This window comes from Agrobacterium sp. CNPSo 3708, from assembly GCF_028674915.1.
Taxonomy (GTDB): Bacteria; Pseudomonadota; Alphaproteobacteria; order Rhizobiales; family Rhizobiaceae; genus Agrobacterium; species Agrobacterium cavarae.
This window is the reverse complement of the sequence record NZ_JAQZSF010000002.1, coordinates 144,510-161,769: the sequence shown is the minus strand read 5'-3', so window position 1 is coordinate 161,769 and position 17,260 is coordinate 144,510. Positions and strand designations below refer to the sequence as shown.

Annotated in this window: 14 protein-coding genes; 13 read left to right on the top strand and 1 reads right to left on the bottom strand. The window is 56.6% G+C overall.

Annotated features, from left to right (window positions below; all coding sequences use genetic code 11):
- The first annotated feature begins 6 nt into the window (after window positions 1-6).
- From PVA19_RS03735 to PVA19_RS03725, 3 genes are all read left to right on the top strand, one after another.
- Window positions 7-279: a transcriptional regulator gene (locus tag PVA19_RS03735; RefSeq protein ID WP_274101221.1), complete on the top strand. Its 273-nt coding sequence runs from the start codon at window positions 7-9 to the stop codon at window positions 277-279.
- A 288-nt stretch (window positions 280-567) separates the two neighbouring features.
- Complete coding sequence (locus tag PVA19_RS03730) at window positions 568-1,974, top strand: HD-GYP domain-containing protein (protein ID WP_113180499.1); 1,407 nt, start codon at window positions 568-570, stop codon at window positions 1,972-1,974.
- A 481-nt stretch (window positions 1,975-2,455) separates the two neighbouring features.
- Window positions 2,456-3,175, top strand: coding sequence for an SDR family NAD(P)-dependent oxidoreductase (locus PVA19_RS03725; RefSeq protein WP_062424401.1), 720 nt, complete (start codon window positions 2,456-2,458; stop codon window positions 3,173-3,175).
- A 146-nt stretch (window positions 3,176-3,321) separates the two neighbouring features.
- Here PVA19_RS03725 and PVA19_RS03720 read toward each other — a convergent pair whose 3' ends face one another.
- Window positions 3,322-4,269 (bottom strand): 2-hydroxyacid dehydrogenase, encoded by a 948-nt coding sequence (locus PVA19_RS03720; RefSeq protein ID WP_274101220.1) that lies wholly within the window; start codon window positions 4,267-4,269, stop codon window positions 3,322-3,324.
- 249 nt (window positions 4,270-4,518) lie between these two features.
- Between PVA19_RS03720 and PVA19_RS03715 the strand changes: the two genes are divergently transcribed.
- The 10 genes from PVA19_RS03715 to PVA19_RS03670 all read left to right on the top strand — a co-directional run bounded on the left by PVA19_RS03715 (window position 4,519) and on the right by PVA19_RS03670 (window position 17,175).
- Entirely contained in the window at window positions 4,519-6,066 is a 1,548-nt protein-coding gene (locus tag PVA19_RS03715; protein ID WP_062424404.1) for an ABC transporter substrate-binding protein, read from the top strand.
- A gap of 68 nt (window positions 6,067-6,134) precedes the next feature.
- Entirely contained in the window at window positions 6,135-7,106 is a 972-nt protein-coding gene (locus tag PVA19_RS03710) for an ABC transporter permease (protein WP_062424405.1), read from the top strand.
- Entirely contained in the window at window positions 7,103-7,942 is an 840-nt protein-coding gene (locus tag PVA19_RS03705) for an ABC transporter permease (protein ID WP_062599833.1), read from the top strand. Before PVA19_RS03710 ends, PVA19_RS03705 begins: the two co-directional genes overlap by 4 nt.
- 2 nt (window positions 7,943-7,944) lie before the next feature.
- Window positions 7,945-9,648, top strand: coding sequence for an ABC transporter ATP-binding protein (locus tag PVA19_RS03700; RefSeq protein WP_274101218.1), 1,704 nt, complete (start codon window positions 7,945-7,947; stop codon window positions 9,646-9,648).
- A 125-nt stretch (window positions 9,649-9,773) separates the two neighbouring features.
- Window positions 9,774-11,111 (top strand): aspartate aminotransferase family protein, encoded by a 1,338-nt coding sequence (locus tag PVA19_RS03695; RefSeq protein WP_274101217.1) that lies wholly within the window; start codon window positions 9,774-9,776, stop codon window positions 11,109-11,111.
- Between the two features lie 32 nt (window positions 11,112-11,143).
- Window positions 11,144-12,571, top strand: a complete 1,428-nt coding sequence (locus tag PVA19_RS03690; protein ID WP_113180388.1) for an amidase — start codon at window positions 11,144-11,146, stop codon at window positions 12,569-12,571.
- Window positions 12,572-12,642: 71 nt separating this feature from the next.
- Complete coding sequence (locus PVA19_RS03685; protein WP_274101215.1) at window positions 12,643-13,728, top strand: phosphotransferase; 1,086 nt, start codon at window positions 12,643-12,645, stop codon at window positions 13,726-13,728.
- On the top strand, window positions 13,725-15,059 hold the full coding sequence (locus tag PVA19_RS03680) for an aspartate aminotransferase family protein (protein ID WP_274101214.1): 1,335 nt from the start codon (window positions 13,725-13,727) through the stop codon (window positions 15,057-15,059). Before PVA19_RS03685 ends, PVA19_RS03680 begins: the two co-directional genes overlap by 4 nt.
- A 37-nt stretch (window positions 15,060-15,096) precedes the next feature.
- Window positions 15,097-16,335: a Zn-dependent hydrolase gene (locus PVA19_RS03675; protein WP_274101213.1), complete on the top strand. Its 1,239-nt coding sequence runs from the start codon at window positions 15,097-15,099 to the stop codon at window positions 16,333-16,335.
- Window positions 16,336-16,464: 129 nt separating this feature from the next.
- Window positions 16,465-17,175, top strand: a complete 711-nt coding sequence (locus PVA19_RS03670; RefSeq protein WP_246666297.1) for a GntR family transcriptional regulator — start codon at window positions 16,465-16,467, stop codon at window positions 17,173-17,175.
- Window positions 17,176-17,260 lie beyond the last annotated feature (85 nt).

Below are 17,260 nucleotides of genomic sequence, written 5' to 3'. Positions count from 1 at the left end.
GATATGATGCAAGGAACCAATCACAAAGCGCTGACCGATACCGACACGCTCGGAGGACGCATCTCGTTGGCGCGTGATGCATCTGCGCTGTCACTCGATAATGCTGCGAAGATGGTCGGCGTGGAGAGCGACGTTTGGAGCGCGTGGGAAAATGACCGGAGCGAGCCGGGTCGTGAGTACCTCGAGACGATCGCCGCGTCTCTGCAGGTGAGCGGAGTATGGCTTTCGACAGGGTTCGGTCTCGGGCCGCGATGGCCAGGTGATGAGACGCTTTTCTAAAATTCTCCAGGGAGATCTGAGCACCCGCTCTATCCATCACCCGCATGCGGACCTTGCAGCATGTCTAGCCGACGATATTTTAAAAATGGCGCACCTGTACGGGGTGCGCCAGCTGACGGCGACGCGTGGTCATAGTGATGGCCGCATGGGCACACGCGCTCATGTTTGTCTTCATCGATGACGCTCATCATACGCTCCGAAGAAATTTCAGTCACAAAACGTTTGGGCTCATAACTGTTCTGAAACCCTCATTTGATAGCGTCAGCCTTCAACCAGGGTTCGGTTATGATGCAAGTACAGATACGTTTGGCCGAGATTATCGAAGCCCTCAGCAAGGCGCTCGATATGACCGAGGGCCAACCAGACGGGCATTGTATCCGCTGCTGTTACATCGGAACGAGCATTGGACGAGAGATCGGCCTGAGTGAGCTAGAGCTGCACGACCTCTACTACACACTTCTGTTGAAGGATCTCGGCTGCAGCAGCAACGCTTCGCGTATTTGCGAGCTTTATCTGGCGGACGACATCAGCTTTAAGAATGATTTCAAGCTGGTCGATGGAAGCCTGGGGCAGGTCCTGAAGTTCGTGATCAGCCACACCGGGGCAAAGGCCGGTCTTGCTGAACGTTTTCGCAGCCTCCTCAATATTCTTAAAAATGGGGGCGAGATTTCCACGGATCTTATACAGACGCGGTGTCAGCGCGGCGCGGACATTGCGCGACAAATGCGATTTTCAGAAAACGTCGCGGAGGGCATCATTGGTCTGGATGAGCATTGGAGTGGGCGCGGAAAGCCGAGCGGACTTGCCGGAGAAGAAATCCCGCTTTTTTCGAGAATAGCGCTCTTGTCCCAGGTGATCGACGTGTTCCAGGCCAGCAGCGGCCCCCAAGCCGCTCTTGACGAGGTTGCAAAGCGCAAGGGAGATTGGTTCGATCCTGCTCTCGTTGATGTCTTTGTAAGGATCGCGTCTCAGCGAGAATTCTGGGAGGAGCTGGCCTCGCCCGACTTAGAGAGAATTGTTCTTGATTCCGAGCCCGGGCAGCACGGGGTCTTGGCCGACGATGATTATCTTGATGATATCGCCGCTGGTTTTGCGAAGGTGATCGACGCCAAAAGTCCGTACACATCGGGCCATAGCGAGCGCGTTGCGCTATACTCCGATCTTATAGCGGAAGAAATGGACATAGATTTCGAAACCCGGCGGGTTTTGAAAAGAGCGGCTTTGCTGCATGACATCGGCAAGCTTGGTGTCAGCAGTACTGTGTTGGACAAAGCTGGGAAACTCGATGATGAAGAGTGGAGCCAGATGAAGCGACACGCGGAATTTTCAGAGCAGATTCTTTCTGCGATTGGAGCGTTTGCCAACGCGGCCCTGATCGGTGGCGCTCACCACGAGCGTCTGGACGGAAAAGGATATCCGCGAGGATTGAGCGCAGAGCAAATCCCGATGGAGGTTCGGATCGTTTCCACCGCCGATGTCTTTGATGCACTGACTGCAGACCGACCTTACAGGCAGGCTATGCCACTGCAGGAGGCATTCTCGATACTTTGGGACGGCGCGGGCCGATCACATGATCCCATCTGCATCAGCGCCCTTGAACGTGCCTTAGCACGAACCCCTCTTACGACATTTGCCCGTCAGTTGGCGCTGCAGGAGAATACTTCGTCCTCACATGAGGCAACGAAAGCGGCCTAACGCCTGCACAAACAAATATGGAGTTGGTGGCAGCGCCGTTGGAAACTTACGGTTCAAGACCTGTTGGACACAGACATGGGCCGAAGCAAACCGAGAGGCCAAGACTTCGTTCTCGACCAAATGTCAACGCCCCAAAATTGCTCGTCCTATGTCAAACACGGGCGGGTGAAGGTGAGAAAAAAATGGCTGAAGTGGCCCTATGGCCTGACCGTTTACCCTGCGAGCAAAGCGTCCTTTTCTAATCGTGATGGCGGTTGCCGGGATAGGCAAGCAAGGTACTAACTCCAGTTTTAGCTAGCCATCCGTCGCATGAGAGTGGAGACAACTCTATGGGAGGTCTCGATGACCGTGGACCGTTGCTTGCCTATCTATGTCCCCAAATCGCTTGCAAACCTCTTGGTAGACGTTAACCTAGCGATATATCGCGCGTGCCATATGCGGCGAAATGATTGGAGTTCCGCCCTTGGTAGACTTACCCTATATGCTTTTGACGGGTGCTAGTCGCGGGATCGGGCACGCTACGGTCAAGCTGTTCTTGCAGCACGGCTGGCGAGTATTGACGGTGTCGCGGCAGCCATTTTCGGAGGAGTGCCGCTGGCCATCGGCTCGCGAAAGCCATATTCAGGCCGATCTCGCCGATCTTTCCGGTATCGACGAATTGGTCCAAATGGTGCGCAGCCGTCTTCCTGATGGCAAGCTGGCGGCGCTGGTAAACAATGCAGGTATTTCGCCGAAGGGGCCTGAAGGCAGCCGCCTTGGGGTGGCCGAAACCGATGCGGCGACCTGGACAAAAATTCTGAATGTCAACCTGGTTTCCACCGCTCTCCTCGCTCGCGCTCTACTGCCTGAACTCCAGGCTGCGCGGGGTTCAATCGTCAATGTGACATCGATTGCGGGCTCTCGCGTCCATCCCTTCGCCGGGGTTGCCTATGCCGCGTCCAAGGCCGGGCTGGCCGCGCTTACCCGTGAACTTGCGCACGAATTCGGGCCCCGCGGTGTGCGAGCCAATGCGATTGCTCCGGGCGAGATTGCCACCTCAATTCTATCTCCCGGCACAGACGAACTAGTTGAGGCCGAGGTGCCGCTGGGGAGGCTCGGCACGACGGACGAAGTTGCCAGGACCATCTACTTTCTCTGTACCGAACAGTCATCCTACATCAATGGCGCAGAAATCCACATCAACGGCGGACAGCACGTCTGATGTTGCGAAACGTTCTTGCCATGGGAGTGTCGCTGTTCGCCTCTCGGGCAATTTCGGCAACAGCCAGCACTGAGGCTCCGTGCGTCAGTCTACACGCATAAGCGCTCTCTCTTTTCAGAGTCTATGCATCGGCTGAGGCGTGCCTTTTAGTATCCGCTGTCTCGATTACCTTCATTGAGTGGCGGCATTCCCGCCAACACGCGTGTCGCATTCTCGAAGATCTGCGCGACGACATCTTTGGGATCTGGCATGGACGCGATGTGAGGCGTTGTGAAGATCTTGGGATGATCCCACAGGGGGCTGTCCTCGGCAAGTGGCTCCTTCGTGAAAACATCCAGCATCGCTCCGCGAAGGTGGCCGCTGTCGATTGCTTCGATCAGATCAGCTTCGACCAGGTGCTCACCGCGGCCCATGTTGATGATTGCAGCACCTTTCGGGAGTTGGGCGAACAGTTTGGCATTCATAATTCCGCGCGTGGCGCCGGTGAGGGGAAGCAGGCAGATCACCGCGTTGCAACCGGAGAGAAACACCGGCAGTTGCTCGTCGCCGTAATAGGTGATGATACCCGCTTCTTCCTTGGGTGAGCGTGCCCATGCGCGGACGTTGTAGTTGAGGGCAAGAAGGCTGCGTCCGACCGTCCGTCCGATCGCACCAAATCCTAGTATGCCCACCGAGTAATCGCGTGCTGGGATCTGCGAAGGGCGTTCCCAGCATTTCAGTGTGGCATTTTGCAAATGTCGGTCCATCTCGCGATGAAACAACAGGACCGACCAGATGGCATATTCTGCCATGCCAAGCGCATGCCGGTCGTCCACGACACGGCAAACGGGGAGAGAAGGGAGGCCTGGATCGGCGAAAATGTTGTCCAGGCCGGCAGCGATACTATGGACCAATCTAAGGTTGGGCATAGTAGCAAGAAGCCCGTGAGGCGGATTCCAGGCGACCGCAACGTCGGCGGTCTCAAATCCGGCCTCTGGATAAATGCTGAGTCTCGCGCCCAGCCCGGACGCTTTGAAGGCGTCTTTCAGAAAGCTGAGGTCGAGAGTGCTACTGATTAGAGCTATGTGCGGCTTGTGATTTAGTGCCTCATTCATCGTCTCAATCCTGTCCAAGCCCGTTCCGGGGTAGCGCATTTTTGGCACAAAGCCGCAAATGCGTGCCATCCGCTTAATTTTTGATCCACATTTTAGTGAGTTCAACTTTTATGCAAAAATGGCGCGGTCTTGCTTGACACCTCGCGCTCAAGGGAGTCAAGATGATGTACCAATATATTGGTATATTGTTACTGCGATGAGATCGCAAAGTGACGTCTGCAAGAAACGAAAATCCATAAGGGGAACTTCATGCGACGACTGATTTCTGCATCCCTAGCCATTTTCATGATGACAACCGCTGCATCAGCGCAAGCTGTTCCAGGGGGTAAACTGAACCTGATCGTTCAGCCCGAACCGCCAAGCGTTATGATCGGCACCACAACAAATGGGCCGGCCCTACTGGTCGGTGGCAATATCTACGAAAGCTTGCTCCGCTACGATGAAAACCTCAAGCCCGAACCATCGCTCGCCAAATCCTGGACCATTTCCGACGATGGCCTGACCTATACGTTTACGTTGCAGGATGGCGTGAAGTGGCACGACGGCAAGCCGATGACATCGGCTGACGTTCTGTTCTCCGCCAACGACTATCTTATGAAGATGCAGCCGCGTCATCGCAACTTGATGACCCATGTGGAAAGCGTGACCGCGCCGGACGAAAAGACCGTCGTGTTCAAGCTGAAGCAACCTTTCGAAGCCTTTATCCGCGGTTTGGCCTTCTACACGATGCCGATCGTGCCCAAGCACATTTATGAAGGTACCGACTACGCGACGAACCCAGCCAACGACAAGCCGATCGGAACGGGCCCTTTCAAGTTCGACGAATGGAAGCGTGGCAGCTACATCCATCTCGTCAAGAACAATGACTATTACATTAAGGGTAAGCCTTACCTCGATGAGCTGTACTATCAGGTCATTCCAGACGGTGCGTCGCGGTCCGTTGCATTCGAGACAGGCAAAGTCGATGTCTTACCGGGCGGATCGGTTGAGAATTTCGACATTCCCAGACTGAAGGATTTGCCCAACAGCTGCATAACGGAAAAAGGCTGGGAGTACTTCGCTCCGCTATCGTGGCTATGGTTGAACAACCGCAAGGCACCGATGGATAATGTGAAATTCCGCCAGGCAGTTATGTACGCGCTCGATCGCGAGTTTGCCAAAGACGTTTTGTGGAACGGCTATGGAAAGGTTGCAACCGGTCCACTGTCGTCAAAATTGCCCTTCTACAAGGATGTTGAACCGCATTATCCACACGACGTTGATAAGGCCAAAGCACTGCTTAAGGAGGCCGGCTATGACGGCAAACCTCTGAAGCTTCTCCCGCTCCCATACGGTGAAACATGGCAGCGCTGGGCAGAAGCGGTGAAGCAGAATCTTGAGGAAGTCGGTATTCCGATCGAGATCGAAGCGACGGACGTTGCGGGTTGGAATCAGCGCACGTCGAACTGGGATTACGACATCGCCTTCACATATCTTTACCAGAATGGCGATCCGGCCATAGGCGTGGATCGCAACTACAAGACCTCTCAGATCGCAAAGGGCAATCCGTTCAACAATGTCGAGGGCTATTCCAATCCGGAACTCGACAAGCTGTTCGAACAGGCGGCCGTCGCCTATCCAGCCTCCAAGCGTCAGGAACTCTACGATCAAGTCCAGAAGAAGCTTCAGGAAGACGTGCCGGTCGCCTGGCTGCTCGAGCTCGGTTTCCCGACGATCTATAACTGCAAGGTTCAAGACATCGTCACGACGGCGTCAGGCCTTCCGGAATCCATGCGCGACGCCTGGATCAAGAAGTAAGTCGATATTTGGCGGAGATCAGTCTCCGCCAATCATTCAGACCGAAAACCCTAGTCGGAGCCACGCTCATGCTCAGATTCATCTCGGGGCGCCTGTTAAAGGCAGCCGTGATCTTGATCTGTATCACCGTGCTCAACTTCTTTCTCATTCATGCTGCGCCGGGAGACCCGGCTTCGGTGATGGCGGGAGAAGCAGGTGATGCCGATCCCGCCTTCCTTCAACAGCTCCGAGAACGGTTTGGTCTCGATCAGCCACTTTATGTGCAGCTTTGGATCTATGTGTCTTCGGTCCTTCGGCTTGATCTCGGTTACTCCTACCGTCAGCAGCTACCGGTGCTTCAGCTCATTAGCGAACGTTTGCCGGCGACGTTGCTTCTCTCACTCTCCGCTTTTGTGATCTCGCTCGGTCTCGGTGTTGCGGCTGGCGCTTTTGCTTCTGCTAGGCAAGGAAAGTGGGCCGACACGATTATCTCGCTGGTGGCGCTGATCTTCTACGCGACACCGCTGTTCTGGCTGGCGCTGATGGGCGTCTTATTGTTCTCCGTCGAACTCGGCTGGCTACCCGGCTTCGGTTACGAAACGGTCGGGGCCAACTACACCGGCGTTGCCCGTATGCTGGACATATTGCGGCACCTTATTTTACCCGCAATGACGCTCGGCCTGTTTTTCATGGCCGTCTATGCCCGCATGACCCGCGCCTCGATGTTGGAGGTTGGCAGGCTCGATTTCGTCAAGACTGCGAAGGCCAAGGGTCTGCGTCCAGGCATCATCCAGCGCCGCCATGTGCTGCGCAACGCTCTCTTGCCGGTCGTAACCCTTGCCGGTTTGCAGGCAGGTCAGTTGGTCGGTGGAGCCGTGCTGATCGAGACTGTCTTCGCGTGGCCGGGCATCGGCCGGCTGATGTTCGATGCATTGTCGCAACGAGACTATAATCTTTTGCTTGGTGTGTTTGTCGTCTCCGCCGCGATGGTCCTGCTCTTCAACCTCATCACCGACGTGCTTTACCGCCTCGTCGATCCGCGCATCAAGGTGGCGTCATGAAGGATTTCTGGAAACGCTTTTCGCAGAATCGCGGTGCTGTCGTCGGCCTCGTTATTTTGCTCCTGGTCGTCATTGTATCGATCGTTGCTCCCTTCCTTTACACCAAATCCCCCTGGGCAATGGTCCAGCGGCCGTTCATTCCGCCTTTCACCATGGATGCCTTCTTCCTCGGTACGGATCCGATGGGGCGTGATCTCGCTGCAGGTCTCGCTTACGGTGCCAGGGTGTCGCTTCTCGTTGGTCTTGTCTCGACCGTGGTCTCTCTGCTGATCGGTATTCCGATCGGTGCGATCGCCGGTTACTTCGGCGGTTGGGTCGATGATGTGCTGATGAGGTTCACCGAGTTCTTCCAAAGCGTTCCGAGCTTCGCGCTTGCAGTGGTACTGGTGGCCATTTTTCAGCCGAGCATCTATTCGATCGTGATCTCGATCGCCATCGTCTCCTGGCCTCCTGTCGCCCGCCTTTTGCGCGGCGAGGTGATGTCGCTCCGGTCGCGTGAATTTGTCGAGGCAGCTGTTCTTTCCGGCCAAAGGCACTCCACGATTATCTGGCGGCAAATTCTGCCGAATACACTTTCGCCGATCATCGTGCTTGCCTCGATGATGGTGGCTGCGGCGATCCTGATCGAAAGTTCGCTTTCGTTTCTCGGATTGGGCGATCGTAACATCATGTCGTGGGGTTACATCATCGGCGCCGGTCGCACCGTGATCCGTCAGGCCTGGTGGGTGAGCTTTTTCCCCGGCCTTGCAATCCTGTTGACTGTGCTGGCGCTGAACCTAGTCGGGGAGGGGCTGAACGATGCCCTCAACCCTCGCCTTGCGCGAAAGGGGAAGTAAATATGGCCGACACCATAGATACCGATGACGTGAGCTTTGAAGGGACTGCTGCGGCCGTTCTTCATCCGGGAGCGCTGGAGAAAGAAGGGCGCGGGGAACCGGTCGTCCATATCGACCGGCTGAGCATCGCATTACCGGATGGCGCAGACCGGCCCTTTGCAGTCGACCGTGTCAGCTTCAAGCTCTTTCCTGGAGAAATGCTTTGCGTGGTCGGCGAAAGTGGCTCAGGCAAATCGATGTCTGCCAATGCGCTGATGGGACTATTACCGGATACGGTGCGCGTGGCGCAGGGCCGCATCCTCCTAGGCACAACAGATCTCGTTACTATGCCAGCCGACGCGCTCTACGCCATTCGAGGGCGCCGCGTTGCGATGATTTTTCAGGAACCGATGTCTGCGCTCAACCCGCTGATGAAGGTTTCGGCGCAGATCGAGGAGGTTTTCGAAGCGCATGGGTTGCTGACACCAAAGGAGCGAAAAGAAAAAGCACTGTCGCTTCTTACGGAAGTCGGCCTGCCAGATCCGCCGCGCGTTGCAGCCAGCTACCCGTTCCAGCTTTCCGGCGGTCAGCGCCAACGCGTTATGATTGCCATGGCGCTGGCGTTGGAACCGGAGGTGCTGATCGCAGACGAGCCGACCACCGCGCTCGATGTGACGACGCAGGCGCAAATTTTGAAACTGATCGCCAAGCTCCAGAAGGAGCGCAATATGGCGGTCATGTTCATTACCCATGATTTCGGCGTCGTAGCCGAGATCGCCGACTATGTCAGCGTCATGCAGCTCGGTCGAATAGTCGAACAGGGGACAGCGGAAGAAGTCCTTTTCTCGCCGAGACACCCCTATACGAAGAAGCTGATCGCTGCCATTCCCCGCGCTGGCGAGGGCGTCAAGCACGTTGACGACCGGGAGCCACTGCTCACTGTCGAGAACCTTTCGAAGGTTTATCGTATGGGCACGGGGCTGTTCTCCAAGGTGCGCGAGGTGAACGCGGTCAAGAATGTGTCCTTCACACTTTGCCGTGGCGAAACGCTGGGCATTGTGGGGGAAAGCGGATCCGGTAAATCCTCAGTGGGACGTTGTCTCGTACGGCTGCAAGATCCCAGCAGCGGGCGCATCTTGCTTGGCGGTCAAGACATGGCGCATTTGAAAGGCGAAGAACTGCGGACCATGCGCCGGCGGATGCAAATGATTTTTCAAGATCCTTACTCATCGCTCAATCCGCGCGAAAAAGTCGGGCGCATCATTGCCTCAGGGCCTATTGCTTACGGCGAAGATGAAAAGAAGGCGTTGGCACGCGCGGCCGAGTTGATGGAGATGGTCGGTCTCGATCCGAAGGCGACGAACCGTTTTCCGCACGAGTTTTCCGGCGGTCAGCGCCAGCGTATCGGCATTGCGCGGGCGCTGGCGCTCGAACCTGAGATCATCATCGCCGATGAGGCCGTTTCAGCCCTTGATGTGTCGATCCAGGCCCAGGTCCTGGAACTGTTGGGCCAGCTCAAGAAAGACCTCGATCTCTCTCTCGTCTTCATCACTCATGACCTTCGAGTAGCGGCAAAGATCTGCGACCGTGTAATGGTGATGCAGAAGGGCCAGGTGGTCGAACTCGGCAACGGGAACACGATCTTCGATAAACCCCAGCACCCCTACACGAAGAGCCTGATCGAGGCCATTCCCGGTCGGGCGAAGGAAGCGCTCATGACGGCCTAGTGGAATGAATTTGACACTTTATGCCGACGTGAGCCGGCCTTGATGATGAAATGTCAAAATCAGACCACTCGTCCGGTCGATATCAACCAAGTTGGGGGCTTAAGAGCCCGTTTGTGGAGCAGTACATGACGATTATGCCGAATTCTGTGGAAGCCCGCGACATGGCCTATCAGATGCATCCGATGGTCAATCTTCGAAAATACGAAAAATCAGGCGGTCTCGTGATCGAGAGCGGCGACGGGATCTATGTCACCGACAATACGGGAAAGCGTTACATCGAGGGACTAGCCGGGCTGTGGTCGGTGGCGCTGGGCTTCGGCGAAAAGCGTCTGGTGGAGGCGGCCAAGGCACAGATGGAGAAGCTGCCCTATTATCATAGCTTCGCCTACAAGACTCACGGACCTTCGGTCGATCTGGCGGAGATGTTAATCAAGCTCGCTCCCGTGCCGATGTCGAAAGTGCATTTTACATCCTCGGGTTCGGAAGCCAACGACCTTGCCTGCAAGATGGTGTGGTACCGTTCCAATGCGCTTGGCAAGAAAGACAAGAAGAAGATCATCGGCCGGATCAAGGGCTATCATGGTGTGACAATCGCTTCCGGTTCAATCACGGGTCTGCCTCGCAATCATGAAAGCTTCGATCTGCCGCTCGACCGGATGATCCACACGTCATGTCCATCCTACGTGCATTTCGCCTTGGACGGCGAGAGTGAAACCGATTTCACCAAGCGCATTCTAAATGATTTGGAAGAGCTCATTCTGAAGGAAGGTCCGGAAACGATCGCCGCCTTCTGGGGTGAGCCTGTGATGGGCGCTGGCGGAGTGCTGGTGCCGCCGGATGGTTACTGGGCTGGCGTTCAGGAGATCCTGAAGAAATACGATATTCTTCTTGTCGCTGACGAAGTGATCTGCGGCTTCGGCCGCACTGGCAAGATGTTTGCGTGCGAAACGCTCGGCATTGAGCCGGATGTGCTGGTCGTGTCGAAGCAGATCTCCTCGTCCTACATGCCGCTTTCCGCGATTATCATGAACGATCGCTTTTATCAGCCGATCGCCGATGAATCGGATCGGATCGGCGTCTTCGGTCACGGGTTCACCGCGTCCGGTCATCCCGTCGCGACAGCCGTCGGTCTCGAGAATCTGAAGATCATCCAGGAACGCGACCTTGTCGGCAATGTCGCGCGCCTCGAAGAAAAGTTCCTCCACGGACTAGAGGCACTTGCCGAACATCCGCTTGTGCATTCGTCGCGCGGCATTGGCCTTCTTGGCGCGCTGGAGATCAACCCCTGGGCGGATGCAAATGCCGGAGACGCCGCTGCGGCGGTTGCGGCGGCATGCCAGAACGAAGGCCTGATCATCCGCAATATTGGAGAGGCGATCTGCTTCTGCCCACCGTTGATTATCACTGCCGAGCAGATCGACGACATGTTTGGTGCCGTCAGTCGCGCACTGGCCACCGTTTAAGCCACGCGCGCCTAAGCATTGAGGATTGAGATATGGATGTGACGAACAAAACCGACCTCGGCGAGATGACGGCCGTGCAGCTCTCGCAGCTCTTCGCCTCGGGCCAGGCGTCCCCCGTGGAGGCCGCCAAGGCATCGCTGGCACGGATCGAGAAATTCAACCCAAGCGTAAATGCATTCGCTTACGTCGTGCCGGAACTGGCACTGGCAGAAGCGAAAGCATCGGAAGCGCGCTGGAAGAAAGGAGAGCAACTTTCCCCCATCGATGGTGCGCCGACAACAATCAAGGAATTGACCCCCGTGAAGGGTATTCCCTGGCGACGAGGGTCAGCACTGGGTTCGACAACGCCATCGGAGAAGGAGTTTCTCATCATGGAACGCCTGCGTGGCGCTGGCGTCACCGTCCTTGGCACAACAACATCGCCGGAGTTTGGCTGGAAGGGAGTGACCCACGGCCCGGCCTTTGGAAATACGCTCAATCCATGGCGTACAGATCGCGCCTCCGGAGGCTCGTCTGGCGGTGCAGCCGTTGCAGCAGCGCTCAATATGGGTGTCCTGCATGAGGGGTCTGACGGCGCCGGCTCGATCCGTATTCCGGCCTCTTTCTGCGGAACATTCGGTATCAAGCCGACCTATGGCTGGATCCCTTCCGACACGCCGACGCCGCTCTTCGAGCTTGCGCATCGCGGCCCGCTGACTCGGACGGTTGAAGACGCGGCGCTGTTCATGAATGCAACAACGGGTCCAACCCCGAAGGCGATGTATGGCTACTGCCCCACTCCCGTGCCGAACTGGCATGAAGGAACCAAGGCTGCCAACATCAAGGGCATGAAGATCGGTTACAGTCGCAATCTTGGCTACGCCGAGGTCCAGCCGGACGTGGCCGCCGCCGTCGAGCGCGCCGCCAAGCGGCTGGCCGACATGGGTGCCATTATCGAAGAGGTCGATCCGGGGTTCTCCAATCCGCAGGATGCTCTTCTCGCCCTTTGGTACGCCGCCGAAGCCAGAACTGTAGAGTTGATCAATCCAACGGAAGAGCAAAAAGCGCTTATGGATCCGGGCCTGATCCGCATTTACGAGAAAGGCTGTGCCTATACCGCGCGGGACTATGTCGCGGCCGAGCAGGTCAGGGCTGATCTTAAAGTGACGATGGCGCTGTTTCATCAGACCTATGACGCGCTCATGCTGCCGACCATGCCGACGACAGCAATTGAGGCAGGTGTGGATTTCCCAGGCGGCATCCAAGGCAAGGACTGGTCTGACTGGTCGCCATTCACCTATCCGTTCAACATGACCGGCCAACCGGCCGTGTCGGTACCCTGCGGCTTCGATCAAGGCGGCCTGCCTATTGGTTTGCAGTTTGTTGGTCCGCGCTATCGCGATGACATCGTGCTCGCGCTGGCCGCGGCCTACCAATCGGCCTTTCCGGAGGAGACGATCAGCGCGCCGAGGCTCGTCTGACATCAGACAATGTGCGGGGACCGACGATGGCCCCGTGCCTATCATTCAATGCAATATCGGGGAACGGGAACATGGCTTCCACGGCACACCAGGAAGCGGCAAGTGCGCTTGGCGCGGAGCTGAAGACAAGCGCAACCACCGTGCTTGCGGATCAGGCAGAGCAGATCGCGCGGGAGAAATACGGCTTCGTTGGAAGGGCGGAATGGCTCTGGGGCGAAAAAGACAGCAATTACCGCCTGACGCTCGGTGACGGTTCGGAATATCTCCTCAAGATCCTCAACCCGGCCGAAAATCCTGCCATGACCAGCATGCACAGTCAGGCGCTTTTGCATGTCGAAGCTGCCGATCCTGGCATTCCAATCCAGAGGATCATTCGAACGCTCGACGGCGAGGCGGATTTCCGAATGACCGATGATGAAGGTGCCACCCGTGGGGTGCGCCTGGTTACGTTTGTTCCGGGGAAATCCCAGAAATCGCAGCCGCATTCTGCGATCCAGCGCTATCGCATTGGTGCGTTGTTGGGTCGGATGCAGAAGGCTCTTCAAGGTTTCACACATGAAGCCGCCCATCATCGCATCACCTGGGACATGTCTCACGCAGCGGGGCTGCGGGACTTGCTGTCCATCTTCGGCGACGAGGCGCAACGAAGGAGGCTGGAGGCGGCGATGACCGACTTCGAAAGCCTGATCCTGCCGCCCATAACGCAACTGCCCGCGCAGGTTATCCATAATGATTTCAACATGGAAAACATTCTCGTCAGAGAGGAGAATCCAGACGCGATCAGCGGCATCATCGATTTCGGTGACATGGTGCATGCACCGGTCCTATTCGATGTTGCGGTGGGTGCGGCCTACCAGATGGGGGACGCTGTGGACCCCGTCGAAGCGATGTGCGATTTCCTCAAAGGATATGCGACGGAAAAGCCGCTGTCCGATCAGGAACTCGAACTGATGTATCCGGCAATCTTGACACGCATGCTGATGCGACTTGCGATACAGGAATGGCAAGCCAAACTATTTCCGGAACATAAGGAACGTTACACCCGAAATAGTCCCACCGTCTGGGCACAATTTGCTCGCCTCGATGCATTGCCAAAGGATGATACTATTGCGCGACTAGCAGCGGCTTGCCGCACGTCCGTGGAGAGACCGGCATGAACAAGCCAGCAACGACGATGATCAACGGCTTCGACGCGTCGCGTCTGGCCAGTCTGCCGGAGCGGGAGCGTTCGATGATCGAACGTCGTCAGGCGTTGCTCGGCCCGTCATACCGATTGTTTTACGAAAATCCTCTACACCTTGTGCGCGGAGACGGTGTCTGGCTCTATGACCCTGACGGAAATGCTTATCTTGACGCGTATAATAATGTGCCCTCGGTCGGCCACTGCCATCCCCGCGTGGTTGCTGCGATTGCCGAACAAGCTGCAGTATTGAACACACATACGCGCTATCTCGACGATAAGATCCTTGCTTACTCGACGAGACTGCTTGCAACATTCCCCGAGGAATTGAACCGGGTCATGTATTGCTGCACCGGTAGCGAAGCTGTTGACCTGGCACTACGCATTGCCGGCTATCAAACCGGTGGAACCGGTATCATCATCACCGAAAACGCTTATCACGGCACGACAGCTGTAACGGCCGCCATCTCTCCATCGCTGGGCCCCAACATGCCGCTTGGCATGCATGTGGTCACCGTGCCGGCACCCGATGCCTATCGTGCCGATGGCGGAGACGTCGGCGATATGTTTGCGCAGGAGGTTTCCAAGGCGATTGCTTTCATGCGCCGCCGTGGGATCAAGCCCGCCGCCTTCATCGCCGACAGTATCTTTTCGACCGACGGGATATTCTCGGAGCCAGCTGGCTTCTTGAGAAAGACGTTGGAGGTTGTGCATGAGGCCGGGGCGCTTTACATCGCCGACGAGGTGCAACCGGGCTTCGGTCGTACAGGCTCTCACATGTGGGGCTTCATGCGCCATGGCATTGTGCCGGACATCACTGTGATGGGTAAGCCGATGGGCAACGGCATGCCTATCGCCGCTGCGGTGATGAAGAGCGAGGTGCAGGAGCGTTTTGGTCACGACATCCGCTATTTCAACACCTTTGGCGCCAACCATGTGTCGATCGCCGCCGCCAATGCCGTCCTGGACATCATCGAAGACGAGGGGCTGACCGACAATGCGTTGTCGACGGGCAACTACATGCTGGAGAGTATGCGTCAGCTACAGCAGACATTTGACTGCATCGGAGATGTTCGGGGCGCGGGCCTCTTTCTCGGCCTCGAATTCGTGAGCGATCGCAAGAGCCGCACTCCGGATGGTGCCCGCTCGCTGGCGGTGGTCAATCGTATGCGTGAACATCGCGTCCTCATCAGCGCTGCAGGCATTCACGGCAACACGCTGAAGATCCGTCCACCGCTGCCCTTTGGGCGCGAACACGCCGATATCTTCCTCAATACGCTCGAATCCGTGCTGCACGAAACGAATTGATTTCGAGAATTGCTTTTAGACCATCCAAGGATAGACCATGACAGCGTCACCTGACATCAACGCCGAACGCTTGTGGGCCGATATCATGACGATGGGGGCAATCGGCGCCACAGAGGGCGGCGGCAGCTTTCGCCCGGCCCTTTCTGACGCGGACAGGGAAGGCCGCAACCTGTTTCGTTACTGGGCGCAGGAGGCTGGCCTCACAGTCACGGTAGACGAGATCGGCAACATGTTTGCACGGCGGGAAGGTGAAGACCCGTCTTTGCCGCCGCTGATGATTGGCAGCCATCTCGACACCCAGATGCCCGGCGGCAAGTTCGATGGCGTCCTCGGCGTGCTCGCTGGACTTGCTGTTGTCCGATCGTTGAATGACGGAGGCATTGCGACAAGACGGGCAATCGAGATCGTCAACTTTACCAACGAGGAAGGCGCGCGGTTTCAGCCGGGCATCATGGGGTCCAGCGTTTTTGCCGGGCTCTCGCGGCTCGATGAAGCCTTGTCACGCAAGGACGATGAAGGAACGCTTCTCGGCGACGAGCTTGTTCGCATCGGGTATGCGGGATCCCGTCCAGTCGGTGGTCGACCAGTGCATAAATATTTAGAACTGCATATCGAGCAGGGACCAGAGATGGAGGCGGCCGGTGTCACGATCGCCGCCGTTTCCAATAGTTCCTGGGGTTGCAGCGGATTCATCGATATCAAAGGCGAGAATGGCCATTCGCAGACCGCACCGATGTCAAAGCGTCGGAATGCTCTGGTTGCGGCAGCTCAACTCATTATAGAGATCGAGGCGATCGGCGCGGAGAACGAGCCCGATGGGATGGTGAGCGCCACAGTCATCCGGAATTGGCCGAACAACCGCGTAAACATTCCACACTTGACCAAGCTATCATATGTCGTCGTTCATGCGACGGAGCCGGGTCGGGCCGCGATTATCAATCGCATCGAGTCTGCTGTAAAACGAATTGCGGATGAGACTGGGCTATCTATACACAACACCAATTCGCATTATCGCCAACGGCTGGATCTATCGAGTGAGCTTTGCGGACAGGCACTGGAAGCAGCAGCGGACCGTGGCTATCCATCCATGACGCTGCCGACGCTGACGTCGCATGACGCCCTATCGATGACGCAGATATGCCCCACCGCCATTATCTTCGTCCCCTGCAAAGGTGGCATCTCGCACAGTGAGAAAGAGTGGTGTGAACCATATCAAGTTGCAGCGGGTGCCAGAGTTCTCCTCGACATGACCCTTAAGATCGGCAACGAGCTCTGACGCTCAGCGGCAAGACATCATCCCATGGTACGGGAAACGGGCGATGTGATACTATGTTGTACTTATTGAACTGCGCGAAAGAGGCATTGGGTGAACTTACACACGAAACTGGGATTAGGTGACACGAGCGTGACCGAAGGCGCGGGCCTACCCAAGGCACTGTGGGCCTATAATGTCATCCGCGACGCAATCATTACCATGAAGCTGGCACCTGGAGAGACGCTTAGCGAAAAAGATACCTGTGCAGAGTTGGGTATCTCGCGCACCCCGATGCGCGAAGCAGTCTTGCGTTTGGCTCAAGAAGGTCTGGTCAACATCGTTCCCAGCGGCGGCACCTTCATCAACAAGATCGTCATGAAAAAGGTCATCGAAGGCCATCTGGTTCGCTCAAGCCTGGAGATGCGCACAATAAGGCTTGCGGCGCGCAACTTCGATCCGGTTTATGAACGCGACCTTGACCTTTTGATTTTCCGCCAGCATGACGCGGCCAAGCGGCGCGATGTGAATGAGGCCTTCAACGTCGATAACGAATTTCATCGTCTCTTGTGCAGGATTTCAGGCTTTCCAGACATCTGGCAGACAATCCACAATGCGACCGGTCAGCTTGATCGCGTGCGCCGTCGCGGCTTTCCAAAGATCGGTTACTTCGATGAGGTGATCGCAGAGCACGTAGCACTCTCTACGGCCATAAAGGCCCGTGACGAGGATGAGGCCGTGACTTTGCTCAGACGCCATCTCAGTGGCATTTCGGCTGTGATAGAGTATGTCGTTCAAACAGATGCAGACGCAATCAGTGGACGAGACCATATCGCTTTGCTTAATGGACTTGAGGACCTTTAACCCTTCTGGTCGATCGCCGGTCTACGGGCAAGATGCTGTGTGCGCGCATCCATACTTTCCGAACGGTAACGGGTCCGCGGTCGCT